A 24,799-nucleotide genomic window follows, 5' to 3' on the forward strand; every position below is an offset into this window, starting at 1 on the left:
GGCACTAGGGTTACTGCCCATGTGGCCAGGACAGCAGCCGCCCGGGGGCGAGCAGAACCCGCAGGACCAGAACCCGTACCAGCAGCCGGGATACCAGCAGCCGAATCCGTACCAGCAGCCCGGATATCAGCAGACTGGGTACCCGCAGCCTGGATATGAGCAGCCCAACCCGTATGGGCAGCAGCAGTGGGGGGCTCCGCCGGAGCCTCTGGGGGCGCCGCAAGCCCCTGGCGGGGGCGGCGGAGGCGGTAACAAGACCAAGATCACCGCGATTGTCGCGGCTTCGGCCGTCGTCGTCGCGGCGGGGGTCACCGGCTTCCTCGTCCTCGGCGGGGGCAACGACGACAACGCGGGTGGCGATCCCTCCAAGTCGTCCAAGCCGACGACCTCCACGTCCGCGAGCCCGAGCGCGAGCGGGGACGACAACCCGCGGGGCGGCGAGGGGGAGAAGGCGACGGTCGCGGGCTGGAAGGTCGTGGTGAACCCGAAGTGGGGCACCGCCTTCGACGTTCCGGCGGACTGGCAGGTCAAGACTCCCGGCACGTTCATCGGCTTCGAGGACAACGAGAAGGGCGACGGCTCGTCGCTGATCGGCATGTCGGCGCCCGCTTTCCTCAAGGAGAAGTGGTGCACGTCCGACGACGACAAGGACGGCTACGAGAGCGACACGGCGCTGGCCGCCGCGGGCACCAAGGGCCAGAGCGGCGCCAAGAACACGGACGACATCGCGCGCAACGACTCGGCGTGGTGGGTCTTCGGCGGCTACACCGACCAGAAGGACGCCTCCAAGAAGCTGCTCACGATCGGCAAGCCCAAGGCGTACACGACGGCTTCGGGTGTCGAGGGCAGCGTCGTGACGACGTACTCGAGCGGTGTCACCAAGAGCGGCAAGTGCGACTCCGACGGCAAGGCGACCACGTTCGCCTTCAAGAACTCGGCGGGCGACTTCGTGTCCTGGACGTTCTACGGCGCCAAGGGCGTGTCCGAGGAGGTCTCCGACGCGACCGTGCAGAAGATCCTCAGCACGGTGCGGCTGCACGGTGATCCGACGGAGTCCTGAGCCGCGTACGAGAGATCGAGGTCGTACAAGGGCTGACCCGGCTACGAGGCACTGAGCCGCGTATGCCGGGTTCCGCGTCGTCGCCCTGGGGCTCCCGCGCCTTGTCCGGTACCCGCGCAGGTGGCGGCGTCCGCCAGTCGCGTACTCGCACACGTGGCGGCGTCCGCTACTGCCGCACGTGGCGGCGTCCGGTACTCGCGCAAACGGTTTGGCAAGTCGAGCCCCCGGCGGCGATAGTCACCCGGTGACCTCTGCCGCCGACTCCTCCCGCCGCCCGCGCCGCGCCTCCTGGGCCGGCCGGAACTACACCCTGCTGACCGCCGCCGCGGTCGTCACCAACCTGGGCAGCCAGGGCGCCCTGATCGCCGCGGCGTTCGCGGTGCTCGAGGCGGGCGGTGACGGGGGTGACGTCGGCCTGGTGGCAGCGGCGCGGACGCTGCCGCTGGTGCTCTTCCTGCTCATCGGCGGCGCGGTCGCGGACAGGCTGCCGCGGCATCGTGTGATGGTCGCCGCCAACACGCTCAACTGTGTGTCGCAGGCGGCGTTCGCGGCCCTGGTCATCGCCGGTGAGCCGCACATGTGGCAGATGATGCTGCTGTCCGCGCTCGGCGGCACGGGGCAGGCGTTCTTCAACCCGGCGGCCGAGGGCATGCTGATGTCCTGCGTCGGCGGGGCGGAGGCGAGCCGCGCCTTCGCGATGTTCCGGATGGCGATGCAGGGGGCGGGGCTGGGCGGCGCGGCCCTCGGCGGGGCGCTGGTGGCCGTGATCGGGCCCGGCTGGGTGCTCGCCGTGGACGCGGTGGCGTTCGCGGTCGCCGGAGCGCTGCGTTCCTTCCTCGACGTCAGTCACATACCGCCGCGCGAGCCCGGCGGCGGCCTGCTCTGCGATCTCCGCGACGGCTGGCGGGAGTTCATCGGGCGGGCGTGGCTGTGGACGATCGTCGCGCAGTTCTCCGTGGTGGTCGCGGTGGTCGGCGCCGCCGACGCGGTCTACGGTCCGCTGGTCGCCCGGGACAGCCTCGGTGGTCCGGGGCCCTGGGGTCTGGCACTCGGCGCGTTCGGCGCCGGAACCGTCGGCGGCGCGCTGCTGATGACCCGCTGGAAACCCCGCCGTCTGCTGCTCGCGGGTACCCTCTGCGTCTTCCCGCTCGCCGCCCCGGCCGCCGCCCTCGCGGTGCCGGTCGCGGTGGGCCCGCTGTGCGCCGTGATGTTCGTCAGCGGTCTGGCGATCGAGGTGTTCGGCGTCTCGTGGATGACCGCGCTGCACCAGGAGATCCCCGAGGACAAGCTCTCGCGTGTCTCCGCGTACGACTGGTTCGGCTCGATCGCGATGGTCCCGCTGGCCACGGCTCTCGCGGGCCCGGCGGAGCAGGCCTTCGGCCGCACGGCCGCCCTGTGGGGCTGCGCGACGCTGGTCGTCGTGGTCACGGCGGCGGTGCTGTGCGTTCCGGACGTACGGAATCTGACGCGGCGGACCAGGCCGGTGGCACAGGGTTCGCCCGCGCCTGCCGTCGAGCGCGGGTCAGCCGATGGTGAAGGCGCCGTCGGGCGGCTCGGGTGAGGGGACCGCGTTCTCGTCGCGTACGGGCTCCGCGGCGCCGATGAACTCCCGCAGCGCCGGGCCGTGTTCCACGCGCGCGGGGAAGGCGTCGGAGGCGGTGCGGCGGGCGAGGGCGGCGATGTCGAGCGGGCGGTGGGACGCCACGAGCACCGCGTTGCCGAAGCGTCGGCCGCGCAGGACGCCGGGTTCGGCGATCAGGGCCAGCTCTTCGAAGACCGCAGCGAACGTGGCGAGCTGGGAGCGGAGGAAGGCGAACGGCGCGGCGTCGGCGAGGTTGGCCAGGTAGACGCCGTCGGCGCGCAGCACGCGCTCGGCAGCGCGCGCGTACGCCTCGGACGTCAGGTGCGCCGGGACGCGTGAGCCCCCGAAGACGTCCGCGATCACGATGTCCGCGGACTCGGGCTCGGCGGCTTCGAGCCAGCCGCGGGCGTCCGCGCCGTGCAGTGTGATGCCCGCGCCGTCCGCCAGGGGCAGGTGCTCCACGACCAGGGACAGCAGGCCGCGGTCGGCCTCCACCACGTCCTGCCGCGAACCGGGCCGGGTCGCGGCGACATAGCGGGGCAGGGTCAGCGCACCCCCGCCGAGGTGCAGCACGTCCAGGGCCCGCCCCGGCTCGGCGACCGTGTCCAGCACATGTCCGAGCCGTCGCGCGTACTCGAACTCCAGATGCGTCGGCGCGTCCAGATCGACATACGACTGCGGAGCCCCGTCCACCGTCAACAGCCACGCCCGCTTCCGGTCGACGTCCGGCATCAGCTTGGCGGTCCCATGATCCACGGCCCGTGTCACGGGTATCGGCTCGTCCACGGGTCCATTGTGCCGTTACGGGGCGTCGGGGCATGACGGCTGTGGCCTCCATGGCCTAGGGGCCTCCGGCTCCCAGGGGCCTCCATGTCCCAGGGCCGGCGGCTTCGGGCCCAGGTTCGCTCGGCCCCATCGGGCAGGAGCGGGTGCCCGCCCCCCAAGGCGGACACCCGCGTCACTCGGCCGGCCCGCGGTCGGCAGGCGGCCCGTACTCAGCCGACCGACGTCACCGTCCCCGCGCCGACCGTCCGGCCGCCCTCGCGGATGGCGAAGCCCAGACCGGGCTCCAGCGGCACGTCGCGCCCGAGCTCCACCGTCATCGTGACGGTGTCGCCGGGCCGGGCGACCGCCGTGTCGCCGAGGTCGACGTCGCCGACCACGTCCGCGGTGCGGATGTAGAACTGCGGCCGGTACCCGGTGGACACCGGTGTCGTACGTCCGCCCTCGCGCGCCGACAGGACGTACACCTGCGCCGAGAAGCGGCGACTCGGTACGACGCTGCCGGGCGCGGCGACGATGTGCCCGCGGCGTACGGCGTCGCGGGGCACCCCGCGCAGCAGCAGCGCCACGTTGTCCCCGGCCTGCGCCTCCTCCATGGGCTTGCCGAAGGTCTCCAGACCGGTGACGACGGTGTCCACGGAGGCGCCGAGCACTTCTACGCGGTCGCCGACCCGGATCGTGCCGCGCTCGACCGCACCGGTCACGACCGTGCCGCGCCCGGTGATCGTGAGCACGTTCTCCACCGGCAACAGGAACGGCGCGTCGAGATACCGCTCGGGCATGGGCACGTAGGTGTCCACCGCGTCGAGCAGCGCGTCGATCGCCGCCGTCCAACGGGGGTCCCCCTCAAGGGCCTTGAGGCCGGACACCCGTACGACCGGTACGGAGTCGCCTCCGTAGCCGTGCGCGGAGAGCAGCTCGCGGACCTCGAGCTCCACGAGGTCGCTGAGCTCCTCGTCGCCCGCGTCGGCCTTGTTCAGGGCGACGACGATGTGGTCGACGCCCACCTGCCGGGCGAGCAAGACGTGTTCGGCGGTCTGCGGCATGATCCCGTCGAGCGCGGAGACGACGAGGATCGCCCCGTCGAGCTGGGCCGCGCCCGTGACCATGTTCTTGACGTAGTCGGCATGACCCGGCATGTCCACGTGCGCGTAGTGCCGGGTGTCGGTCTCGTACTCGACATGCGCAATGTTGATGGTGATGCCGCGCGCGGCCTCCTCCGGCGCCCGGTCGATCCGGTCGAACGGGACGAACGTGCCGGAGCCGCGCTCGGCGAGGACCTTGGTGATGGCGGCGGTCAGGGTGGTCTTGCCGTGGTCGACGTGACCCATCGTGCCGATGTTCAGGTGCGGTTTGGTGCGCACGTAAGCAGTCTTGGGCATGGCTGTACCTCGAAGCCTCTTCAGTGTCAGCGGAGCTGAGTGATGGCCCCGGCGCGTACCGGCCGGGACGGGGACCCCAAGGACTTGCCGACCCTCCCCCTGCGGGGTCCGCCGGACGATCCGGGAAGGGTCAGCTTCGGGCGCCGTCGACGGCGGCCACGGTGATCGGGACGGCAGCCTTCGGCGCATCCGCGACTGCGGATGCTGCGAGGAGGAAGGCGTGCCGGAACATGAGGCGATCATTGCCCACGCGTCTGCCCACGTCGAATGGTTTTCCGCGCTCGGGGGACGGGTGTTCCGGGTGGTGCGTCAGGCTGCTTCAGGGGCCGATGTTCTTCAGAGCCTCACGCACGGACAAGGGCGCGAGCCGCCCGCGCTCCCGGGCGACGAAGGCCCGTACCGCCTGCGGGTCCGTCTTCGCGTACTCGCGCAGACTCCACCCGATCGCCTTCCGGATGAAGAAGTCGGGGTGTCCGGACTGGCGCAGGCAGTACGCGAAGAGCCGCTCGGTGTCCGTCGCGTCCTTGGAGCGGAGTTGGTGGAGCAGGGCCGTACGCGCGACCCAGAGGTCGTCGTCCTCGATCCACTCGTCCATGTCGCTCTTCAGCTTCGGATCGGCTGCCACCAGGCCTCCCACTACGTGGGAGGCGAGGGCGTCGACGGTGTCCCACCAGGGGACCGTGGTGACGAGGTGCCGTGCCACCGGCAGGAAGCCGGACGACAGACGCTTCACGTGGCGGCGCACGTAGTCGACGGCGAAGTAGTGGTACTCGCGCTCCGGCAGCTCCCAGCAGCGCAGCGCGAGCGCGGTGCAGTCCGCCTCGTCGGGGCGGGCGGTGTCCAGGAGGGCGGTCCGCGACAGGGCGCGGCGCTCGGGAGTGGTCAGGCCGAGGAAGGGGGCGACGCCCTTCATGTACGCGTGCATCGACGCGGCCCGTTCCGGATCGGCCGCCGCGGCGTAGGTGGCGGTGAGCCGTTCCAGGACGGTGTCCGCGAGGGCGCTGTTCGGCACCCCGCATCTCGCACCTGACGTTCCGGAAGCTGTGACGCCCATGAGACGAACCATACGGCGATCACACACATGCGTCGGTTAGTGTCGCCGAATGCTCGATGCCACCACCCGCTCTGGGGGCACCGCCACGGCCACTCCCCAGGCCGCCGCCACGCGGCTCGTCACACCGACGGAGCTCGCCCTCGCCACGGAGATCGCCGTCGCGACATCCGCAGGCCCCGCCGTCGCGCCCACAGGCCTGACCGCCCGCTGCACGAGAGCACTGCTCTCGCCCTGGTCGCGACTCTCGCTGCTCGTGGTGCTGCTCGCGGCGGCCGCGTCGAGCGTGCTGCTCTTCGAACCGCAGCGGCTGCTCGCCGACGGCTGGCCGCCGCAGCTCAGCGGTGCCGCGGCGACCGTCGCGTTCGCCGTGGCGTACGGGCTGTGCACGGTCGCGTTCGTGCCCCGGCCGCTGCTCAATCTCGCGGCGGGCGCCCTCTTCGGCTCCCAACTGGGCCTGGGCACCGCGCTCGTGGGCACGGTGCTCGGCGCCGGTGTCGCCTTCGGGCTCGGCCGGGTCCTCGGGCAGGACGCGCTGCGCCCGCTGCTGCGCGCCCGCTGGCTGAAGGCGGCCGACGGACAGCTCAGCCGCCACGGCTTCCGCTCGATGATGGCGGCCCGGCTGTTCCCCGGGGTGCCGTTCTGGGCCGCCAACTACTGCGCGGCCGTCTCCCGCATGGGCTGGCTGCCCTTCCTCCTCGCGACGGCGCTCGGCTCGGTCCCGAACACCGCCGCGTACGCCGTCGCGGGCGCCCGGGCCTCGTCGCCGACGTCGCCCGCCTTCCTCATCGCGATGGGCTTCATCGCGGTACCGGCCCTGGTCGGAGCGGTGGTGGCCTGGCGCAAGCGCCACCACCTGCGCGGTCACTGAGTCACCGCACCGCTTCCAGGACCATCGCGTTGGCGAGTCCACCCGCCTCACACATCGTCTGCAGCGCGTAGCGGGCTCCGTGGGCGCGCATCGCGTGCACGAGGGTGGTCGTCAGACGGGTGCCGCTCGCGCCGAGCGGGTGCCCGATGGCGATCGCTCCGCCGTGCACGTTGACCTTGGACAGGTCGGCGCCCGTCTCCTGCTGCCAGGCCAGGACGACGCTCGCGAAGGCCTCGTTGACCTCGAACAGGTCGATGTCGCCGAGGTCGAGGCCCGCCTTGCGGAGCACCTTCTCGGTGGCCGGGATGACGCCGGTGAGCATCAGCAGCGGGTCGGAGCCGGTCACGGCGAAGCTGTGCAGCCGGGCCAGGGGGCGCAGGCCGAGGCGGGCAGCGGTCTCGCTCGACGTGATGAGCACGGCCGACGCGCCGTCGTTGACGGGGCTCGCGTTGCCCGCCGTCAGGGACCAGTCGATCTGCGGGAAGCGTTCCCCGAAGGCCGGGTCGTAGTAGGCGGGCTTCAGTCCGGCGAGTATCTCGGTGGTGCTGGCGGGCCGGACGGACTCATCGCGCGTGACGCCGTCCAGCGGTGCGACCTCGGCGTCGAACAGGCCGTTGTTCCAGGCAGCGGCCGCCTTCTGGTGCGAGCTCACCGCGAACGTGTCCATCTGCTCGCGCGAGATCGACCACTTCGCCGCGATGAGTTCGGCGCTGATGCCCTGCGGCACCAGCCCCTCCGGGTAGCGATCGGCGACCCCGGGCCCGAAGGGGTCCTTGCCCGCCGGCACGTTCGACCACATCGGTACGCGGCTCATCGACTCCACACCGCAGGCGACGACCATGTCGTACGCACCGGACAGCACGCCCTGCGCCGCGAAGTGCACGGCCTGCTGCGACGAGCCGCACTGGCGGTCCACCGTGGTCGCGGGCACCGTCTCGGGGAATCCCGCGGAGAGCACGGCGTACCGGGTGGTGTTCATGGCCTGCTCGCCGACCTGGTCGACGGTGCCGCCGATGACGTCGTCGATCAGCGCCGGGTCGATCCCGGAGCGCTCGACGAGGGTGCGCAGCGTGTGGGCGAGGAGCTCCACGGGGTGGACATGGGCGAGGGAGCCGTTCGGCTTGCCCTTGCCGACGGGGGTGCGTACGGCTTCGACGATCACGGCGTCACGCATGTTTGATCTCCAAACTCACAGAGTTTGCTTTCCAAACCCGCTAAGTGACTCCAGAGTAGCTCAGTGGGTTGGAACAACCAACCCACCCCCTAGACTGGTGGCATGAAGGACGCGCGCCCCTGCTCCATCGCCGACACACTCGCCCTCGTCGGCGAGAAGTACTCCCTGCTCGTGCTCCGTGAGGTGTCCTTGGGCGCCACGCGGTTCGACCAGCTGGTCCGCAACATCGGCGCCCCCCGCGACGTGCTGACGGCACGCCTCAAACGGCTCGTCGACGCCGGTGTACTGGAGAAGGTCGAGTACAGCGACCGCCCCAGGCGCTTCGAGTACCGGCCCACCCAGGCCGGGCTGGAGCTGGAGCCGGTCCTGATGACACTCATGGCGTGGGGCGACCGCCACCTCCGCGAGGACGGCGACCGCCCCATGGTGATCGAGCACATCTGCGGCCACGAGCTCATCCCGCAGGTCGTCTGCGCCGAGTGCGGCAAGGAGGTCCAGCACGACGACATGACGGCACACCCGCAGGCGCCGGGCTGGACGCTGACGGGACCTGCGGCGGCGTAGCCCTGCTCGTCAGGAGTTCTGCAGCACCAGTCGAGCCGCCGGCAGGGCTCTCGCGTAGGTGGAATCGGCCGGCGGCTTCAACAGCTCTATCTCCTTGCCCAGTTCGAGCTTGCGCTCCGGTGGTACGTCGTCTGCGCAGTCGGTGGCGCGGATTCCCCAGGCCATCAAGCAGGCACCGTAGGGATCGATCTCGGGAACCGGGGATTCGGCGACGAGGTGAGTGGGAACCTGCGCATTCCGCAGCGGAGTTCCGGACAGAGCAGCGGCACCCACGATCCCGAGTGCGTCCCAGACCCCGCATGAAGTTCCTTCAGGGCCCTCCAAGAACACCAGCGCCGCCTCGGCGGCGGCCGGGCCATGTCGCTCGGATCGCAATACGAGGTCTCCGACAAGCTTCCGGACCAAGGCGCCGTCCTTCATGGAGGGAATGTCATGGAGGACCGCCCCGATGACGGGATCGGTCACCCAGTCGTCGAGCGCGCGAAACTTCACGAGCCGTTCCGCGACGAAGGCCAGTTCGCGCTCCGGCGTGATCCGCACCAGCGACACGAGTGCCGGAAGGACGGCATGCCGCACCGAATCGATCTCAAGCTGTCAGGAGGTTCCCTTATAGATGTCGAGCCGTCCGCACATGCCGAACCGGCCGTACGCGGACGGCTGTTCGGCGCGTACGACGGCGTCGCCGAGGTGGGACGTGTCGCCCTGATCGAGGCGGTCGAGCTGGTCCCCCGTGGCCGCGGCGGCCGCCGCTGCACCGCGGCGCCACCGCTCGCGCCACTCCGCCAGGCGGGGCCGCACCAGCTCGGCCGCGGCCCGGTGGAACGCGTCGAGCGGCTCGGGCCCGTCCGCGTCGCGCAGCGCCCGGTAGCCCTCGAGGGCGAGGTCGCGCCGGGCCAGGGCGATCCGCGCCTGCTCCTCCTCGGGCGCGTCCGCCGGGATGACCGTCACGGCCGCATAGGTATCCGGGTCGGTCAGGTACTCCGGTGGCAGCGTCAGCACCGCGTCGCCCGCCTCCGGCAGTCCGTTGTTCTGCATGAGGACCGTGATGCGCAGGTCGTCCTCGTTGACGAGCCGGTGGATGGTGCCGGGCGTGAACCAGGCGACCGTGCCGGGCACGAGCGGCGTGACCTCGTACCCGGACGTCGTCAGCGTCTGTACGGCGCCGCGCCCGCCGGTGACGACGTACGCCTCCGAACAGGTCAGGTGCAGATGGGGGGTTCCACCGCGCACGCCGTCGGCCGCGGGCCAGTCGTAGACGCAGAGGTGCGAGACGGCGACAGCTCCCGGGAGCCCCGAGAAGCCGGGGATCAGAGCGTTCACCAGGGATGCTCCTCCAGGTACTTGGCGACCTCGGCGCGCTCCCAGGCCCCCTCGGCGACGACAACCCGGTAACGGCGGGTGAGCGTGTCGCCGGGCGCGAGTTCCAGTTCGTCGGAGAAGGCGAGCGACGGGGCGACGGCGGCGAAGGGCTCGTTGCGCACGAACCAATGAGCCGGGTGGGCGCCTTGGGCACCCGAGTGGTCGTTCTCGGGGGCGTGCGCGAAGACAAGGGTCGCGTGTCCGTCCGAGCCGTCGTGCTCCCCCGAGTACGCGAGCCACGGCGCCTGCTGCCCCATCAGCTCGGGCCCTTCCGAGTCGGGCCCGATGACCCGCCCGTCCCGGAAGGCGCGGGGTCCGCGCCAGAACAGGCCGGTGTAGCCCGCCATCTCCCGTCCGGCGGTGGTCGGACTGCCGAACCGCAGCGGCTCGTCGCGGCGGTTGGTGACCGCGGTGGTCCAGGTCAGCGCCCAGGAGCCCGACTCGGGATCCACGTCGTGCACCTCGATGCGGCGCTCCTCGTCGGCCCACAGATCGCCGTCGTACGGGTGCCACGTGAGGCGCTCGGCGATGACCGCGTGGCCGCTGTCCGAGGCGACCTCGTCAAACGTCACGTGCGCCATCGACCCGACGCGCTCTGGGAGTTCGAGATATCCCTTTCCGTGAACGTACGTGTTGCCGCCCCACAGGTTCTGGCCGGAGAGGTGCGAGGCCGTCATCTGGAGGCCCTTGTGCCAGCGGTGGTCGTTGGGCCGGTAGTCCGTGACGACGTTGTTCGCCAGCGTCCTGAGCGGATGCAGATAGGGCTTCGGGGACTCCCAGGCGGCCTCGGGGCGGTAGACGTAGCTCAACAGCTCGACGCCGGTGGTGACTTCACTGATCGTGATGCGCTCACCGTGCGTATGGACGATCCGCAGGCCGCCCCGCGAAGACGCGGTCATGCCGGCACCTCCTGGCTCGCGACGGACGCGGACACCTCGGACGCGACGGGCTCGTCGGGCGGCGCCCAGCCCGGCGCACCCCCGTGCAGCGCCTTGTAATACGAGTCCCCGGGGCCGATCTCCCCGGCCCGGACGGTCGTGTCCGTGAACGCCGACTTGTAGAGCGCGGTGATCAGTTCCAGGCTGGTGCGTCCGTCGGCGCCGCTGCTGCGCGGCCTCTCCCCCGCGCGCATGCTCGCGACCAGGTCCCGCAGCTGCGCGAGGTGCGAACTCGGCACGTCCGCGCCGAAGTCCTGCCAGGCCGCGACGTCCGCGTCCGGCGTTCCCGGCACCGGAGTGATGCGCCAGTTGTCGTTGCTGTGCCCGTACAGGTGGGTGAGCTCGACGGTGGCGCGTTCGCAGTCGATGCGGATGCGGCTCACCTCGTCCGGGCTCAGGACGCTGTTGACGACCGTGGCCATCGCGCCGTTCGCGAAGCGGACGAGGGCGGTGGAGACGTCCTCCGTCTCCACGTCGTGCACCAGGCGTCCGGCCATCGCCCGCACCTCGCTCCAGGGCCCCATGAGGTCGAGCAGCAGATCCATCTGGTGAATGCCGTGCCCCATCGCGGGCCCGCCGCCCTCGGTCCCCCAGCGGCCGCGCCAGGGCACGGCGTAGTAGTCGGCGTTGCGGTACCAGGTGGTCTGGCAGTGCGCGACGAGTGGACGGCCCATGGCCTCGTCGGCGATCAGGCGCTTCACGTGCCGGGCGCCCGAACCGAAGCGGTGCTGGAAGACGATCGCCGCGTACGGGCCCCCGTCCGTCCCCTCCTCCGCCTCGACGGCGTCGAAGTCGGCCAGCGTCGGGACCGGCGGCTTCTCGCACCACACCCAGGCGCCGGCGCGCAGCGCGGCGACGGTCTGCGCGCGGTGCAGGGTCGGCGGGGTGCAGATGACGACCAGGTCGGGCCGCTGCTCCGCGAGCATGCGGTCCAGATCGGTGTACGCGTGCGGGATGCCCGCCTCGGCGCAGAACTCCCGGACCGCTTCTTCGGAGATGTCGACCGCGGCGACGATCTCCGTCTCGCCCTCCTCGGCGAGCTGGGCGAGCGCGGGGAAATGACTCCCGCGCGCGATGGCCCCGGCGCCGATGAGGGCGGCCCGGATACGGCGGCCGTCGAACGGGTCCGCGGGGCGGTTCGCGGAGGTCTCGGGGCTGGTGGCGTTGCGGGATGTGCTCATGTACGTGATCAGCGCTCCACCGGACGTGACGTCTGACGTTGGCCAACGCATGATGACACCGAGCGGACCCCGGCGGCAGCAAGCGCTTTCTCTCCTGCTGCAACGTATGCGGCGGTCCAGCGGCCGGTCAACACCATGGACCACGTCGCCTCGCACCCCATGCCCCGGCTCCCCGGCTGCCCTCGTACTGCTGCGAAACCCCTGTGGCCGGGCTGTCACAGGCGGGGGCTACGCTGCCCTCAACACCCGTGCTCACCGCGAAGAGCGGCACAGTGAGCCCATCGCCCCTCCCACGATCAGCACTTGGACCACGTAACTTCATGTCTTGGTTTGAATCCCTCATCCTCGGACTCGTCCAGGGGCTGACCGAATTCCTTCCCGTCTCCTCCAGCGCGCATCTGCGGCTGACCGCGGCTTTCGCGGGCTGGGAGGACCCGGGCGCGGCCTTCACCGCGATCACGCAGCTCGGTACGGAGGCCGCCGTACTGATCTACTTCCGCAAGGACGTCGGACGGATTCTCGCGGCGTGGTTCCGCTCGCTCACCAACAAGGCGATGCGCAGGGACCACGACGCACAGATGGGCTGGCTGGTGATCGTCGGCTCGATTCCCATCGGTGTGCTCGGGGTGACGCTCAAGGACCAGATCGAGGGGCCGTTCCGCGATCTGCGGATCACCGCGACGATGCTGATCGTGATGGGCGTGGTCATCGGCGTCGCCGACCGGCTCGCGGCCCGCGACGAGACGGGCGGGAAGCACCGGGCGGCCAAGCAGCGCAAGACACTTCAGGATCTCAACGCCAAGGACGGCCTGCTCTACGGCGTCTGCCAGGCGATGGCACTGGTCCCCGGCGTCTCCCGGTCCGGCGCGACCATCAGCGGCGGCCTGTTCATGGGTTACACCCGCGAGGCGGCGGCCCGTTACTCCTTCCTCCTCGCCATGCCTGCCGTCCTCGCCTCGGGCACCTTCGAACTCAAGGACGCCGCCGCGGACGGCCATGTCTCCTGGGGTCCCACGATCTTCGCGACGATCATCGCGTTCGCCGTCGGCTACGCCGTGATCGCATGGTTCATGAAGTTCATCTCGCACAAGAGCTTCATGCCGTTCGTCTGGTACCGGATCGCGCTCGGCATCGCCATCATCGCGCTGGTGGCGACGGGCGGACTGAGCCCGCACGCGGCGGAGTCGGCGGGCTGAGCCCGTTCCCCAGGGGGCCTTCGCCACGCGGCGCGGTCGGGTACGGCCCGCGAAGTCCCCGCGCCACCGCGCCGTGACCTGGTCCGGCGTGCTGTCGCGCGACGACGCTCGACTCTCCCGGTGCTGCTCCCGGCCGGGACCCGCCGCCCGGCGATCTCCTCGACGCCGACTTGGCGTTGTGGGTCGGGTTCCTCGACGCCGACTGGGCGTTGTGGGTCGGCTTCCTCGACCACGACGACGTGTACGACAGCGGGGCCGCGCGCGGCGGCGGCCGCATTTCGTCGCACCGCGCGCCCTCTACCGTGGTGCCCAATCGCGCGGTCAGTGCGTCGTCGCCCGGATCGGCTGAGCCCTGCCCGCGCCGGTCGTGACCAACCACATACGGTCTGCGTAGCCGACTGGTAGCGCGCTGTCAGTCCTTGCCCCTAGGCTTGCATCCATGTCCCCCGATTTCGTTGCTTCTGGTTCCGTGCGGTCTGCCGCCGCGTTAAACGAACAGATTCGCGCGCTGTGGATACGCGCGGGCGGCTCCCTGTCGGCGCAGGAGCGAGCGGAGTACGAGCTGTTGGTCGTCGAATGGGCCGCGGCGATACGCGGCGAAATCATCGAAGCGGCGTGAGTACGAGGGACTGAGCAGGACCCACGCCCGGCACGAGCGGGAACGGCAGCGGCTCTTCGGCCCCCGGACACCCGCAGCACCGCCCCCTTCGCGTACGAAGCCCTCACAGCTGATCTCAACGGCCAGGACGGTCTCCTGCGGGTTGGCCGGCCGCCCGCAATGGGCATCCAGTGCCGACGCGCATAGCGAGTTCAGCCCGCAAGGTGGCGAGTTCGGCCATGCGGGCGTCGACGACCTTGATCTTCTGCTCGAACAGCGCGGACAGCGCTTCCGCCGCGTCCGGCGCCGCGCGCAGTTCCTCGCCGTGCCGCGCGATCTCCGCCAGAGAGAATCCGAGCGTCTGCGCCGTGCGGACATAGTGCAGCCAAGCCACTGCCTCGGGCGGGAAGTCGCGATAACCGTTCGGCAGCCGCGCACCTGCGACGAGGCCGACCTTCTCGTAGAACCGAATGGTGTCTCTGGTCATGCCCGCCTGCGCGGCCAGCTCTCCGATACGCATGACCCTCCGTCGGATGATGGGCTTGACCTTGGACCGTACTCCACTCTTTACCGTGAGGCGTCGCTGTTACGAGACCAGCTGGAGCCTCATGGTGATCCGTCTCTTCGCCCCCGCACACCCCGCCTATCTTCGCGCCGTACGCGCGAGCGCCTGGTACGACCTCGTCGTCACCGCCGGATTCGCGACGCCCTGGACGTACACGCTGGTGCACAACTCGCTGTCGTCGTTGGGCAACGCACTCGGTCTGGGCGCCCTGCCCGAACTCGACCCGGTGCAGATTCTGTACGCGAATCTGATGGGTTCGGTCGTGGTCGTCTGGGCCGTCCTGCGCATCGTTCAGCCGCTGCCCGTGCACGGACTGCTCGACGGCATCGCGCGCACACTGTTCGCGACCTGGCAGGCGTACGCCCTGGCCCACGGTGCGACGCGGCTGCTGTGGTTGTTCTTCGGCGTCGAGGTGACGTTCGGCCTCGTCCAGCTTGTGCCGTGGTGGTGGAACCGGCACACGAGCCTGTTGGACGCTGACGCCGGCCCGGCCGACGGGCACCCCTTCAGCGCCGCGCGTCAGTGACGCCCGACCAGGAGGTGGGCTCTGCCGCCAGGGATTGATCGTTCACGGCACCAAGGTCCATCGAGTGAACGCGTGGGGCCACCGAATATCGCTGCACGCCCCTTGGCTGGACCCTCCCCGTGGCCAACACTGAGCCGATGACGCAGCGTGTGGAGCTCGCGACCGTACTGGACCGCTTCGCCGTCGACGAACTCGTCACCGAGTACGCGGTGGCGGTGGACGACGGCGACTGGCAGCTGTACCAGGAGCTGTTCACGCCGGACGGGCGCGCGGACTACCGCTCGGCCGGCGGGATCGAAGGAGACGTCGCGCAGATCACGGCCTGGCTCGCCGAGAGCATGCAGCTGTTCCCCATGCGCCAGCATCTGATCGTCAACCGGCGTGTGCGGTTCGAGATCCTGGACCAGGACACGGGCGACACGGCCCGGGTCCAGGCGGACTACATCAATCCGATGAGGTTCGCGGGACACGACGGCGAATCCACCGCGCCCGACTTCGTGTGCGGCGGCCGCTACACCTTCCGGCTGCTGCGTACGGACGACGGCTGGCGGCTGCGCCAAGTGACCGTCCAGGAGAAGTGGCGCCGCACCCCGCAGCTGCGGCAGGCACCCGCGGCCACCTGAGCCGACGCCCCCTGTCGGAGATCGTCCCCGACGCGCACACTGGAGATACGCACCGGGGTGGGAGGCGCTGTATGAAGAGGCCCGACCGTTGGCCCGACCACTGGCTCGACTCCCCTTGGCGGCGCGGCATCGTCGTCGCGCTGGCGGGCGCGCTGCCCGTGTTCGCCTTCCCCGCCCCGTCCTGGTGGTGGTTCGCGTACGTCGCCCTCGTGCCCTGGATCCTGCTGGCCCGGTCAGCCCCGACGGCGAAGCGGGCCGCGTACGACGGCTGGCTCGGCGGGCTGGGTTTCATGCTGGCCGTGCACCATTGGCTGCTGCCGAGCCTGCATGTGTTCACGGTGGTCATAGCGGCACTGCTCGGTGCGCTGTGGGCCCCCTGGGGCTGGCTCGTACGCCGGTTCCTCTCCGGCGTGCCCTCGCCGGGGCAGATCGGGGCCGCGCTCGTGGTGCTGCCGTCCGGCTGGCTGATGGTCGAACTGACCCGGTCCTGGCAGGGTTTGGGCGGGCCGTGGGGTCTGCTCGGCTCCAGCCAGTGGCAGGTGGAGCCCGCGCTGCGGCTGGCCTCGGTAGGTGGGGTGTGGCTGCTCAGCTTCCTGGTGGTGACGGTCAACGTCGCGGTCGCCGTGCTGGTCTCGGTGCGCCAGTCCCGTATGCCCGCCGTGGCCGGACTGGTCGCGACGGCCGCCGCGACCTCGGCGGCCTGGGTGTGGTCACCGCGGCCCGACCTGGACGGCCGGGTCCGGATCGCCGTCGTACAGCCCGGTGTCGTCGACGGCACCGGCACCGGCGACCAGAGGTTCACCCGCGAGGAGGCCCTCACCCGCAAGCTCGCCGGGCAGGACGTCGACCTGGTCGTCTGGGGCGAGAGCAGCGTCGGCTTCGACCTGGCCGACCGGCCCGACCTGGCGCACCGGATCGCCGTACTGTCCCGCCTCACCGGCGCCGACATCCTGGTGAACGTCGACGCGCGCCGCTCCGACCGGCCCGGCATCTACAAGAGTTCGGTCCTGGTGGGACCGCAGGGCCCGACCGGCGACCGCTACGACAAGATGCGGCTCGTCCCCTTCGGGGAGTACATACCCGCGCGCTCCCTCCTCGGCTGGGCGACCTCGGTGGGCAAGGCGGCGGGCGAGGACCGCAGGCGCGGCGACGAGCAGGTGGTGATGAACGTCGGGCACGGGCTGCGCGTCGGCCCGATGGTCTGCTTCGAGTCCGCCTTCCCCGACATGAGCCGCCATCTCGCCCAGGACGGCGCCGAGGTGCTCCTCGCGCAGTCGTCGACGTCGACCTTCCAGCACAGCTGGGCGCCCGAGCAGCACGCCTCGCTCGCCGCGCTGCGGGCCGCCGAGACCGGCCGCCCCATGGTGCACGCGACGCTGACCGGCGTCTCCGCCGCCTACGGCCCGAGCGGCGAGCGCCTCGGCTCCTGGCTCGGCACGGACGCGAGCAGGTCGATGGTGTACGAGGTGCCGCTGGCCCGGGGTGTCACGCCGTACGTCCGGTTCGGCGACTGGCCGGTGCACGCGGCCCTGCTGGTGCTGGCGGCGCTGTGCGCGACGGAGGGCGCCCGCGCGTTCAGGCTGCGGCGGACCGCTCCTGCACCGCACGTACCACCCGCTCGCAGAGCTCATGAGTCGCCAGCGCGTCCCGGGCGCTGAGCACCTTGCCCGCGCGCACCGCGTCGAGGAAGGCGAGCACCGCCTGCTCGATACCGCGCTGCCGGGCCACCGGCACCCAGTCTCCGCGCCGCCGCACGGTCGGCTGCCCCTTGTGGTCGATCACCTCGGCGAGGTTGAGCACCTGGCGCTTGGTGTCCTGACCCGAGACCTCGAGGACCTCCTCCGCCGAGCCGCTCAGCCGGTTCATCACGCCGATCGCCGTGAAGCCCTCCCCGGCGAGCTGCAGCACGATGTGGTGCAACAGCCCGTCCTCGACGCGGGCCCGCACCGTCACGTCGTCGACCGGCCCCGGCACCAGGAACCGCAGGGTGTCCACGACATGGATGAAGTCGTCAAGGACCATCGTGCGCGTCGCCTCGGGCAGCCCTATGCGGTTCTTCTGCATCAGGATCAGCTCACGGGGATGCTCGACGCACTGCGCGTACCCGGGCGCGTAACGCCGGTTGAACCCGACGGCGAGACTGACGTCGCGCTCCTCGGCGAGCCGCACCAGCCGCTCGGAGTCGGCGAGTTCGTACGCGAGCGGCTTGTCGACGTACGTCGGTACGCCCGCCTCCAGCAGACGCCCGACGATCTCCGGGTGCGCGACGGTGGCCGCGTGTACGAACGCCGCGTCGAGATCCTGGGCAAGGAGCTCCGACAGTTCAATGTGCCGTTGCCCCTCCGGCAGGTGCAGGCTGTCGCCGACCCGGGCGAGCGTCCCGGGCGTCCGCGTCTGCAGATGCAGCTCGACCCCCGGCTGAACGCCGAGCACCGGCAGATACGCCTTCTGCGCGATGTCACCGAGTCCGATGCAGCCGACCTTCACAGGGGTCTCCTCACGGGGTGCGCTCCGGGTTTTTGACCTCGTCGGAAGCATACGGCTGTTGCGGCGGCCGCCAGTCGGCAATGCCGTCGAAGCTGCGCAGCAGGAGCGCGGGCCCCGCCTTGGACAGCGCGGCGATCGCGGTGTTGCGTACGGCGATGCCGACGCGGTTGCTCATCATGTTGACCCGGGCCAGCTGCACGGCCTTCCGGGCGATGGCGGTCGTACGGGGCTTGCGGTCCGCCGTGTACGCGGCCAGGTCGGGCGCCTCGGGGTCGGCGTGCCGGGCGAGCACGATCGCGTCCTCGATGGCCTGGTTGCCGCCCTGCCCGAGGGTCGGCGGCATCGCGTGCGCGGCGTCGCCGAGCAGGGCGACCCGGCCCCGGTGGAAGGCGGGCAGGGGCTCGGCGATGTGGTGGACGTCGTGGCGCAGTACGTCCGTGGGGCCCGCCGCGTCGATCAGCGTCGGGATCGGATCGTGCCAGTCGCCGAACCGCCGCAGGAGCTCCCGCTTCTCGTCGTCGGGGGCCCGCTCCCCGGCGGGGGCCAGGGCGGCGCCGTACGCGTAGATCCTGCCGTCCTTGAGCGGCTGCGTTCCCCAGATCCGGCCCCGTCCCCAGGTCTCGTGCGCGGCGAACGTCAGGCCCCGCGCCGGGATGACGATCCGCCAGGTGGTGAAGCCGGAGTACACGGGTCCCGGGTGCTCCGGGAAGAGCGTGCGCCGTACGCCGGAGTGGATGCCGTCGGCTCCGACGACCAGCTCGGCCTCCAGGTCGCCCCCCGGCGTGCGGACCCGGGCGGGGCGCGCGACATCGCCGGGGCCGACCAGGGTCGCCGCGGCCGCCGTCCGCACGGCGCCCTCCGGGAGCCGGGCGACCAGCCGGTCGATGAGCGCGGCCCGGTGCAGGACCACGAGCGGGCCGCCGAAGCGGTCGGCGAGGGCGGCCGCGCAGCTCAGGACCGCCTCGGTGCCGCCCTCCACGCTGTCCCTGCTCGGTCTCGTACGGCACATGGCGGAGGTGGAGCGAGGCTGGTTCCGCAAGGTCCTGGAGGGCGACGAGGCGGGACCGATCTACTCCAGCGCCGAGGACCCGGACGGGGATTTCCATCCGACGGAGAAGGACACCTGGCACGAGGCGTACGGCACCTGGCAGACGGAGATCGGGTTCGCCCAGCGCAATGCGGCGCGCTTCGCCCTGGACGATGCCTGCGCGGGCGAGAGCAGGTTCACCAGCGACCCGATCAGCCTCCGCTGGATCTACACCCACATGATCAAGGAGTACGCGCGTCACGTCGGTCACGCGGATCTGATCCGGGAGCGGATCGACGGCGCCACCGGCGAGTGACGCGTCGGTGCCGGGTCACCTTGCGGGCGTCGGCGCCCTCCGGAGGAGCGGAAGGATCACCCGTGGGGGGCATCCTTCGCTTGTCCGCTCCCCAAAGAGGGCCGGACACAGCAGAGTTGCCCGGGTGCATCGAACGACGACGACCGCAACGCTCCTGGTCACCGTGGCTGTCACCGCCCTTTCCGGGTGTGTGACCGTCCAGCGAACGCCCACTTCCGGCCCACCGCCCGCACCGTCCCCGCCCTCCGCGCCGCGTCCGGACGGCAAGGCCGAGCCGCAGGTCGTGCAGGCGCCGGCACGGGAGGCCCTGGAGCTCATCGGGCCGTCCCGGAAGCCCTCGCCGAGCGCGGCGGCACCCCACCGGGCGGCCCCTCCGACCCCCGTCGCACCACCGGCGACCACGGAGCACCGCCCCGACCCCGCCCCGCATCCCGAGCCACGGCGGCACAAGCCCCGCGTCGCCGGCCCACCCGTTTCCCCCGAGGTGCCGAAGACCCCGGGCGTGTGTGCCCTCGGCAGGAAGTACGGCGGCTGGAAGTCGGACAGCCCGGAGGCGGTCATCTGCCAGGGGACGTACGGGCGTTGACGTGCACGGCGGCACGGCGGGCACGGCGCCGCAACCCGGACTCCGGCCCGGAGTCCTAGGGCCGCTGTCTCGGCGGCCCCAGCGTCTCCCCGCCGGACCCACCGAAGGGACCGGGCCCGCCGCTCTCCCCCGAAACCCCGTCGCCGTCCCCGTCGAGTCTCAGCTCCAGGCGGCCGATCGCCGCCCGGACGCCGTCCCCGTAACTGTCGTCCCCGAGGGCGCCGGCCGCGCCGCGAGCCCGGCGCAGATGGCTGCGGGCGGCCTCGGAGCGGCCGAGCTTCACATAGTCGGCGGCCAGATTCAGGTGTAGCGAGGGGTAGAACGCGCGGGCCGCGAGGGACTGGTGGTGCTCGGCGACCCGCCCGTCGCCGAGCTCCTCGGCGGCCGACAACGCCCTTAGGTCCCAGGCCAGTTCGTCCGAAGGATCGTCCTGTGTGTCGGCCATGTAGTGCGCCAGCGTGCAGCGGTGCAGCGGGTCGCCGTCCTCGCCGATCTCCGCCCACAGGTCCAGGAAGCGGCCCCGAGCCTCCTCGCGGTCACCGCCGTGGTGCAGCATGACGACCTGTCCGATCCGGGTCATCATGGCGTCCGGCGCCGCCTGTTCCTGTTGCTCCGCCACCGCGTCCTCCAGGCTCGTCACTGTCCCCCACGACGCTAACGGCAGCCACTGACAATCACGCTCAGGCGCCCCCGTACGCCGCTGGGCCAGGCCGGTGACGGTCCGGCCGAGCGGCTGCGGTGTCCGAGGTGTCAGCCCAGGTCGGGAATCTGCCAGTCGATCGCCTCGTGGCCCTGCCGGGCCACCGCCTCGTTGATCTGCGTGAACGGACGCGAGCCGAAGAACTTCTTCGCGGACAGCGGCGAGGGGTGCGCCCCCTTCACCACCACGTGCCGCTCCTCGTCGATCAGCGGGAGCTTCTTCTGCGCGTAGTTGCCCCACAGGACGAAGACCGCCGGGTCGGGCCGGTCGGCGACGGCGCGGATCACCGCGTCCGTGAACTTCTCCCAGCCCTTGCCCTTGTGCGAGTTGGCCTCACCGGAGCGCACGGTCAGCACCGCGTTGAGCAGCAGCACGCCCTGCTCGGCCCACGGCATCAGATAGCCGTTGTCCGGGATCGGGGTGCCCAGCTCCTCCTTCATCTCCTTGTAGATGTTGCGCAGGGAAGGCGGGGTCTTCACGCCCGGGCGGACGGAGAAGCACAGGCCGTGCCCCTGGCCCTCGCCGTGGTACGGGTCCTGACCGAGGATCAGGACCTTCACCCGCTCGTACGGCGTCGCGTCGAGCGCGGCGAAGACCTCCTCCCGCGGAGGGTAGACGGGACCCTTCGCACGCTCCTCCTCGACGAACTCGGTGAGCTCCTTGAAGTAGGGCTGCTGCAGCTCCTCGCCCAGGACGCCGCGCCAGGACTCGGGCAGCATGGCGATATCGGTCACGTCAACTTCCTCCGATGTGCGGTCACTTCCAGACCACAGAACCTACCGCCGCCCACTGACAATCGGCCCCGGCCCCCCGCGCTACCAGCTGGTCTTGCGGTGCAACTCCCACATCGTCATGATCGTCGAGGGGTCCAGGGACCGCTCGCCGCCCGAGATGTCCTCGCTCGCGGCGACGTACTGCTTGCCCTGCCACAGCGGCAGCAGCCGGGCGTCGTCGACGAGGATCTGCTGAGCCTCCTCGAACTCCTTGACCACGGCTCCGCGGTCGCTCTCGCGGCGCGACTCGGGCAGCAGGTTGCTGGTGATCTGCGGCGCCGGGTACGGCGTACCGAGGGCGTTCTGTTCGCCCACGAAGGGCGCGATGAAGTTCTCGGCGTCCGGGAAGTCGGGGAACCAGCCGCGCCCGAACACCGGGTACTCGCCCTTGCGGTAGCCCGCTTCGTACGTCTTCCAGGGGCGGCCGTTCAGGGTGACGCTGAACAGGCCGGAGCCTTCGAGCTGGCTCTTGAGCTCCCGGAACTCCGGAGCGGTCTCGGAGCCGTAGCGGTCGGTCGTGTACCAGAGGGTGAGCGGGACGCGCTCATTGATGCCCGCGTCCAGGAGGATCTTCCGGGCCTTGGAGGAACTGGGGTCCCCGTAGTCGTCGAAAAAGCCGGTGGTGTGCCCGGTCAGGCCCGCGGGGACCATGGAGTACAGCGGGTCGACGGTGTCCTTGTAGACCTTGTGCGCGATCGCCGCCCGGTCGACGACCTGGGCGATCGCCTTGCGGACCGCGAGTTTTCTGGCCCACGGGTCCTTCGGGTTGAACACCAGGTAGCTGATTTCGGTGCCCGCGCCTTCGAGGAGCTGGATCCCGTCCTGGGATTCACGCCCCTTGAGGGAGACGATGTCCGAGGCCGCCAAGCCGCGGAAGGTGACGTCGATCTTCTTTTCCCTGAGGGCGTCGACCATCTGGCCCGAGTCCTGGAAGTAGCGGATGGTGACCGCGTCGTTCTTGCGCTGGGCGAAGCCGTCGTAGTGGTCGTTCCTGACGAGTTCGGCCTTCTTGCCCTCCTCGTAGGACTGCAGGCTGTACGGCCCGGAGCCAAAGACCTTGCCGTCCTTGCGGAGGGCACCGGCGGGGTAGTCGTCGGGGTCGACGATCGACATGGCGGGCGTGGCCAGGACGAACGGGAAGGTGGCGTCCGGCTTGTTGAGGTGGAAGACGATCTCGCGGTCGCCCAGCGCCTGGACCCGGTCGAGGCTTCCGAGCAGGCCCGCGGGGCCGCCGGGTACGTCGATCTTCCCGATCCGGTCGATCGAGTACTTGACGGCCCGCGCATCGAGCGTGTCCCCGTCGGAGAACTTCATGTCCGGGCGCAGCACACAGCGGTACAGGCGATACGAGGCGTCCGTGAACTTGCAGCTCTGAGCCGCGTCGGGCTGCGGCTCGACCGCGCCGTTGGGGTAGCTGAGCAGCGTCTGGTAGATGTTGCGGAACAGCTCCCAGGAGCCGTCCCAGGAGGCGGCCGGATCCAGTGTGCTCGGCGCACTGGTGGTACCCACGACGATCGGTCCCTTGTCGTCGGACGATCCCGAGGAGAAAACGCCACACCCGGCCACCAGGGTTATGGACGCGATCGCCGCCAGCTGCCGCAGACATCGGTTCCGGTTGAACACGCGCACACTCCTCGATCTGCCGTACCAAGGGTCGGCAGACCATACCGCAGTGCCCTGCCGGGGGAACCGTCTTCCCGGCAGGGCACTTGATCAGCACGTATGTGACTACGTTGTCAGGCCTCTATGGACCCGTTGTCGGTCGACGCCACCGTAGTTATTGTCAACACCGGACAAAACCGCGGTTATTCGACTCCGGCGTTGAGGAACATGCCGCCGTCGACCACGAGCGTCTGACCGGTGACCCAGTCCGACTGCTGCGAGGTGAGGAACGCGGCGGCGCCTCCGATGTCGGAGGGCACGCCGAGCCGGCCGAGCGGGTAGGCGGCGGCCGCCTCCGCCTCGCGGCCCTCGTACAGGGCGGCCGCGAACTTGGTCTTCACGACGGCGGGCGCGATCGCGTTGACCCGCACCTTGGGCGCGAACTCGTGCGCCAGCTGGACCGTCAGGTTGATCATCGCGGCCTTGCTGATGCCGTACGCGCCGATGAACGGCGAGGGGGCGAGGCCCGCGACGGACGCGATGTTGACGATCGCGCCGCCGTTCTCGCTCTGCCAGGCCTTCCAGGTCTGCTGGGCGAAGCCGAGCGCGGAGACGACGTTGGTCTCGAAGACCTTGCGCGCCACATTGAGGTCCAGCTCGGCGATCGGCCCGAACACCGGGTTCGTACCGGCGTTGTTGACCAGGTAGTCGACGCGCCCGAAGGCTTCCATGGTGCGCTCGACGGCGACGGCCTGGTGGGCCTCGTCGTGCGCCTTGCCCGCGACGCCGATGACGCGGTCGGCGCCGAGCGCCTCGACGGCCTCCTTGAGGGCGTCCTCGTTGCGGCCCGTGATGCACAGGCGGTCACCGCGGGCGAGAAGCGCCTCGGCGACGCCGTAGCCGATGCCGCGGCTCGCGCCCGTGATGAGCGCGACCTTGCCGGAGAGTTCGGGAAGTGTGGTCATGTCCGTGCCTCCCGGCTTCAGTTGAGCGGTCCGCCGGCCACATACAGCACCTGGCCGGAGACGAATCCGGCCGCCTCGCCGGTGAAGAAGGCGATGGCGTTGGCGATGTCGTCGGGGTTGCCGACGCGCTGCACGGGGATCTGGGTGGCGGCCGCGGCCTGGAAGTCCTCGAAGTCCATGCCGACGCGTGCGGCGGTGGCTGCCGTCATGTCGGTGACGATGAAGCCGGGCGCGACGGCGTTGGCGGTGACACCGAACTTGCCGAGCTCGATCGCGAGTGTCTTGGTGAGGCCCTGGAGACCGGCCTTGGCGGTGGAGTAGTTGGCCTGGCCGCGGTTGCCCAGCGCCGAGGACGAGGAGAGGTTGACGATCCGGCCGAACTTGGCGTCCACCATGTGCTTCTGGCAGGCCTTCGCCATCAGGAAGGCGCCGCGCAGGTGCACGTTCATGACCGTGTCCCAGTCGGACGCGCTCATCTTGAACAGCAGGTTGTCGCGGAGCACGCCCGCGTTGTTCACCAGGATGGTCGGCCCACCGAGCTCCTCGGCGATCCGCGCGACCGCGGCCTCGACCTGGGCCTCGTCGGAGACGTCACAGCCGACCGCGATGGCCTTGCCACCGGCGGCGGTGATCTTCTCCACGGTGTCCTTGCACGCGGCCTCGTCGAGGTCGATCACCGCGACGGCGCGGCCCTCCGCGGCCAGTCGTACGGCGGTCGCGGCGCCGATGCCGCGCGCGGCACCGGTGACTACGGCGACGCGCTGCTCAGTGGTGGACATTGCTGGTTCTCCTCGCCCTTGAAAAGCCCTGCGGCCTGACATGCCCTGCGGCTCACACGGTACGCCCCTCGGGTGAGCGACCGCTTAGTACCTTCAGTAGACGTGACGCTA

Annotated in this window: 27 protein-coding genes; 11 read left to right on the forward strand and 16 right to left on the reverse strand. The window is 70.8% G+C overall.

All coding sequences use genetic code 11. The annotated features are described in order from the left end of the window. Positions 1–19 precede the first annotated feature (19 nt). Positions 20–1,060, forward strand: a complete 1,041-nt coding sequence (locus ACZ4WS_RS43410) for a DUF8017 domain-containing protein (RefSeq protein WP_467989057.1) — start codon at positions 20–22, stop codon at positions 1,058–1,060. 244 nt (positions 1,061–1,304) lie between these two features. Then, on the forward strand, positions 1,305–2,621 hold the full coding sequence (locus ACZ4WS_RS43415) for an MFS transporter (protein ID WP_467989059.1): 1,317 nt from the start codon (positions 1,305–1,307) through the stop codon (positions 2,619–2,621). Here the strand turns inward: ACZ4WS_RS43415 and ACZ4WS_RS43420 are convergent. The 3 genes from ACZ4WS_RS43420 to ACZ4WS_RS43430 form a co-directional block, all read right to left on the reverse strand. Next, complete coding sequence (locus ACZ4WS_RS43420; protein ID WP_467989061.1) at positions 2,583–3,428, reverse strand: spermidine synthase; 846 nt, start codon at positions 3,426–3,428, stop codon at positions 2,583–2,585. The two genes, ACZ4WS_RS43415 and ACZ4WS_RS43420, sit on opposite strands and share 39 nt — an antisense overlap. 209 nt (positions 3,429–3,637) lie before the next feature. Then, positions 3,638–4,807: an elongation factor Tu gene (tuf, locus tag ACZ4WS_RS43425; protein ID WP_467989063.1), complete on the reverse strand. Its 1,170-nt coding sequence runs from the start codon at positions 4,805–4,807 to the stop codon at positions 3,638–3,640. 319 nt (positions 4,808–5,126) lie between these two features. Then, complete coding sequence (locus tag ACZ4WS_RS43430; RefSeq protein WP_467989065.1) at positions 5,127–5,861, reverse strand: DNA alkylation repair protein; 735 nt, start codon at positions 5,859–5,861, stop codon at positions 5,127–5,129. A 49-nt stretch (positions 5,862–5,910) separates the two neighbouring features. Here ACZ4WS_RS43430 and ACZ4WS_RS43435 point away from each other — a divergent pair, with 49 nt between their 5' ends. Next, positions 5,911–6,729: a TVP38/TMEM64 family protein gene (locus ACZ4WS_RS43435; RefSeq protein ID WP_467989067.1), complete on the forward strand. Its 819-nt coding sequence runs from the start codon at positions 5,911–5,913 to the stop codon at positions 6,727–6,729. Between the two features lies 1 nt (position 6,730). Here the strand turns inward: ACZ4WS_RS43435 and ACZ4WS_RS43440 are convergent, their stop codons facing one another. Next, positions 6,731–7,903 carry a thiolase family protein gene (locus ACZ4WS_RS43440; protein WP_467989068.1) on the reverse strand — a complete coding sequence of 391 codons (1,173 nt, stop codon included), beginning with the start codon at positions 7,901–7,903 and terminating at the stop codon, positions 6,731–6,733. Positions 7,904–8,005: 102 nt separating this feature from the next. Between ACZ4WS_RS43440 and ACZ4WS_RS43445 the strand changes: the two genes are divergently transcribed. Then, positions 8,006–8,467, forward strand: a complete 462-nt coding sequence (locus ACZ4WS_RS43445; protein ID WP_467989070.1) for a winged helix-turn-helix transcriptional regulator — start codon at positions 8,006–8,008, stop codon at positions 8,465–8,467. A 9-nt stretch (positions 8,468–8,476) separates the two neighbouring features. Here the strand turns inward: ACZ4WS_RS43445 and ACZ4WS_RS43450 are convergent, their stop codons facing one another. Genes ACZ4WS_RS43450 through ACZ4WS_RS43465 form a run of 4 tightly spaced genes read right to left on the reverse strand, consistent with a single transcriptional unit; the run spans position 8,477 to position 11,945 of the window. Continuing rightward, entirely contained in the window at positions 8,477–9,043 is a 567-nt protein-coding gene (locus tag ACZ4WS_RS43450; RefSeq protein ID WP_467989072.1) for a hypothetical protein, read from the reverse strand. An 18-nt stretch (positions 9,044–9,061) separates the two neighbouring features. Continuing rightward, positions 9,062–9,778 carry a cupin domain-containing protein gene (locus ACZ4WS_RS43455; protein WP_467989164.1) on the reverse strand — a complete coding sequence of 239 codons (717 nt, stop codon included), beginning with the start codon at positions 9,776–9,778 and terminating at the stop codon, positions 9,062–9,064. Positions 9,779–9,783: 5 nt separating this feature from the next. Next, the gene (locus tag ACZ4WS_RS43460; RefSeq protein WP_467989074.1) at positions 9,784–10,725 is read right to left on the reverse strand and encodes a DUF6807 domain-containing protein; all 942 of its coding nucleotides are present in this window, start codon (positions 10,723–10,725) and stop codon (positions 9,784–9,786) included. Beyond that, entirely contained in the window at positions 10,722–11,945 is a 1,224-nt protein-coding gene (locus ACZ4WS_RS43465; protein ID WP_467989076.1) for a Gfo/Idh/MocA family protein, read from the reverse strand. Before ACZ4WS_RS43465 ends, ACZ4WS_RS43460 begins: the two co-directional genes overlap by 4 nt. A 320-nt stretch (positions 11,946–12,265) precedes the next feature. On the opposite strand from ACZ4WS_RS43465, the gene ACZ4WS_RS43470 reads away from it, so the two are divergent. Further along, positions 12,266–13,141, forward strand: coding sequence for an undecaprenyl-diphosphate phosphatase (locus ACZ4WS_RS43470; RefSeq protein WP_467989078.1), 876 nt, complete (start codon positions 12,266–12,268; stop codon positions 13,139–13,141). Positions 13,142–13,580: 439 nt separating this feature from the next. After that, a complete protein-coding gene (locus tag ACZ4WS_RS43475; protein ID WP_467989080.1) occupies positions 13,581–13,760 on the forward strand; it encodes a hypothetical protein in 180 nt (59 codons plus the stop codon). Positions 13,761–13,875: 115 nt separating this feature from the next. On the opposite strand, the gene ACZ4WS_RS43480 is transcribed toward ACZ4WS_RS43475, so the two are convergent. After that, a complete protein-coding gene (locus ACZ4WS_RS43480) occupies positions 13,876–14,259 on the reverse strand; it encodes a MerR family transcriptional regulator (protein WP_467989082.1) in 384 nt (127 codons plus the stop codon). 91 nt (positions 14,260–14,350) lie between these two features. Between ACZ4WS_RS43480 and ACZ4WS_RS43485 the strand changes: the two genes are divergently transcribed. The 3 genes from ACZ4WS_RS43485 (at position 14,351) to lnt (ending at position 17,111) form a co-directional block, all read left to right on the forward strand. Beyond that, positions 14,351–14,830: a hypothetical protein gene (locus ACZ4WS_RS43485; protein WP_467989166.1), complete on the forward strand. Its 480-nt coding sequence runs from the start codon at positions 14,351–14,353 to the stop codon at positions 14,828–14,830. A 137-nt stretch (positions 14,831–14,967) separates the two neighbouring features. Next, the gene (locus tag ACZ4WS_RS43490) at positions 14,968–15,453 is read left to right on the forward strand and encodes a nuclear transport factor 2 family protein (protein WP_467989084.1); all 486 of its coding nucleotides are present in this window, start codon (positions 14,968–14,970) and stop codon (positions 15,451–15,453) included. A 71-nt stretch (positions 15,454–15,524) separates the two neighbouring features. Beyond that, a complete protein-coding gene (gene lnt, locus ACZ4WS_RS43495; RefSeq protein WP_467989086.1) occupies positions 15,525–17,111 on the forward strand; it encodes an apolipoprotein N-acyltransferase in 1,587 nt (528 codons plus the stop codon). Here the strand turns inward: lnt and ACZ4WS_RS43500 are convergent. Both ACZ4WS_RS43500 and ACZ4WS_RS43505 read right to left on the reverse strand, forming a co-directional pair. Then, positions 17,029–17,940, reverse strand: coding sequence for a Gfo/Idh/MocA family protein (locus ACZ4WS_RS43500; protein WP_467989088.1), 912 nt, complete (start codon positions 17,938–17,940; stop codon positions 17,029–17,031). The genes lnt and ACZ4WS_RS43500 overlap by 83 nt on opposite strands. Before the next feature lie 10 nt (positions 17,941–17,950). Then, entirely contained in the window at positions 17,951–18,919 is a 969-nt protein-coding gene (locus tag ACZ4WS_RS43505; RefSeq protein ID WP_467989090.1) for an FAD-dependent monooxygenase, read from the reverse strand. Here ACZ4WS_RS43505 and ACZ4WS_RS43510 point away from each other — a divergent pair. Together ACZ4WS_RS43510 and ACZ4WS_RS43515 are read left to right on the forward strand one after the other, a co-directional pair. Further along, complete coding sequence (locus ACZ4WS_RS43510) at positions 18,825–19,283, forward strand: DinB family protein (protein WP_467989092.1); 459 nt, start codon at positions 18,825–18,827, stop codon at positions 19,281–19,283. The genes ACZ4WS_RS43505 and ACZ4WS_RS43510 overlap by 95 nt on opposite strands. Positions 19,284–19,407: 124 nt before the next feature. Continuing rightward, complete coding sequence (locus tag ACZ4WS_RS43515) at positions 19,408–19,869, forward strand: hypothetical protein (protein ID WP_467989094.1); 462 nt, start codon at positions 19,408–19,410, stop codon at positions 19,867–19,869. Positions 19,870–19,924: 55 nt separating this feature from the next. Here the strand turns inward: ACZ4WS_RS43515 and ACZ4WS_RS43520 are convergent, their stop codons facing one another. The 5 genes from ACZ4WS_RS43520 to fabG form a co-directional block, all read right to left on the reverse strand. Then, positions 19,925–20,488, reverse strand: a complete 564-nt coding sequence (locus ACZ4WS_RS43520; protein WP_467989096.1) for a hypothetical protein — start codon at positions 20,486–20,488, stop codon at positions 19,925–19,927. 131 nt (positions 20,489–20,619) lie between these two features. Further along, positions 20,620–21,303, reverse strand: a complete 684-nt coding sequence (locus ACZ4WS_RS43525) for a uracil-DNA glycosylase (RefSeq protein WP_467989098.1) — start codon at positions 21,301–21,303, stop codon at positions 20,620–20,622. A gap of 81 nt (positions 21,304–21,384) precedes the next feature. After that, positions 21,385–22,965 carry an ABC transporter substrate-binding protein gene (locus ACZ4WS_RS43530; RefSeq protein WP_467989100.1) on the reverse strand — a complete coding sequence of 527 codons (1,581 nt, stop codon included), beginning with the start codon at positions 22,963–22,965 and terminating at the stop codon, positions 21,385–21,387. A gap of 182 nt (positions 22,966–23,147) precedes the next feature. Next, entirely contained in the window at positions 23,148–23,909 is a 762-nt protein-coding gene (locus ACZ4WS_RS43535) for an SDR family oxidoreductase (protein ID WP_467989102.1), read from the reverse strand. 17 nt (positions 23,910–23,926) lie between these two features. Then, on the reverse strand, positions 23,927–24,688 hold the full coding sequence (fabG, locus tag ACZ4WS_RS43540) for a 3-oxoacyl-ACP reductase FabG (protein WP_467989104.1): 762 nt from the start codon (positions 24,686–24,688) through the stop codon (positions 23,927–23,929). Between the last annotated feature and the right edge of the window lie 111 nt (positions 24,689–24,799).

The sequence above is a fragment of the Streptomyces sp. NPDC029292 genome (assembly GCF_055569295.1).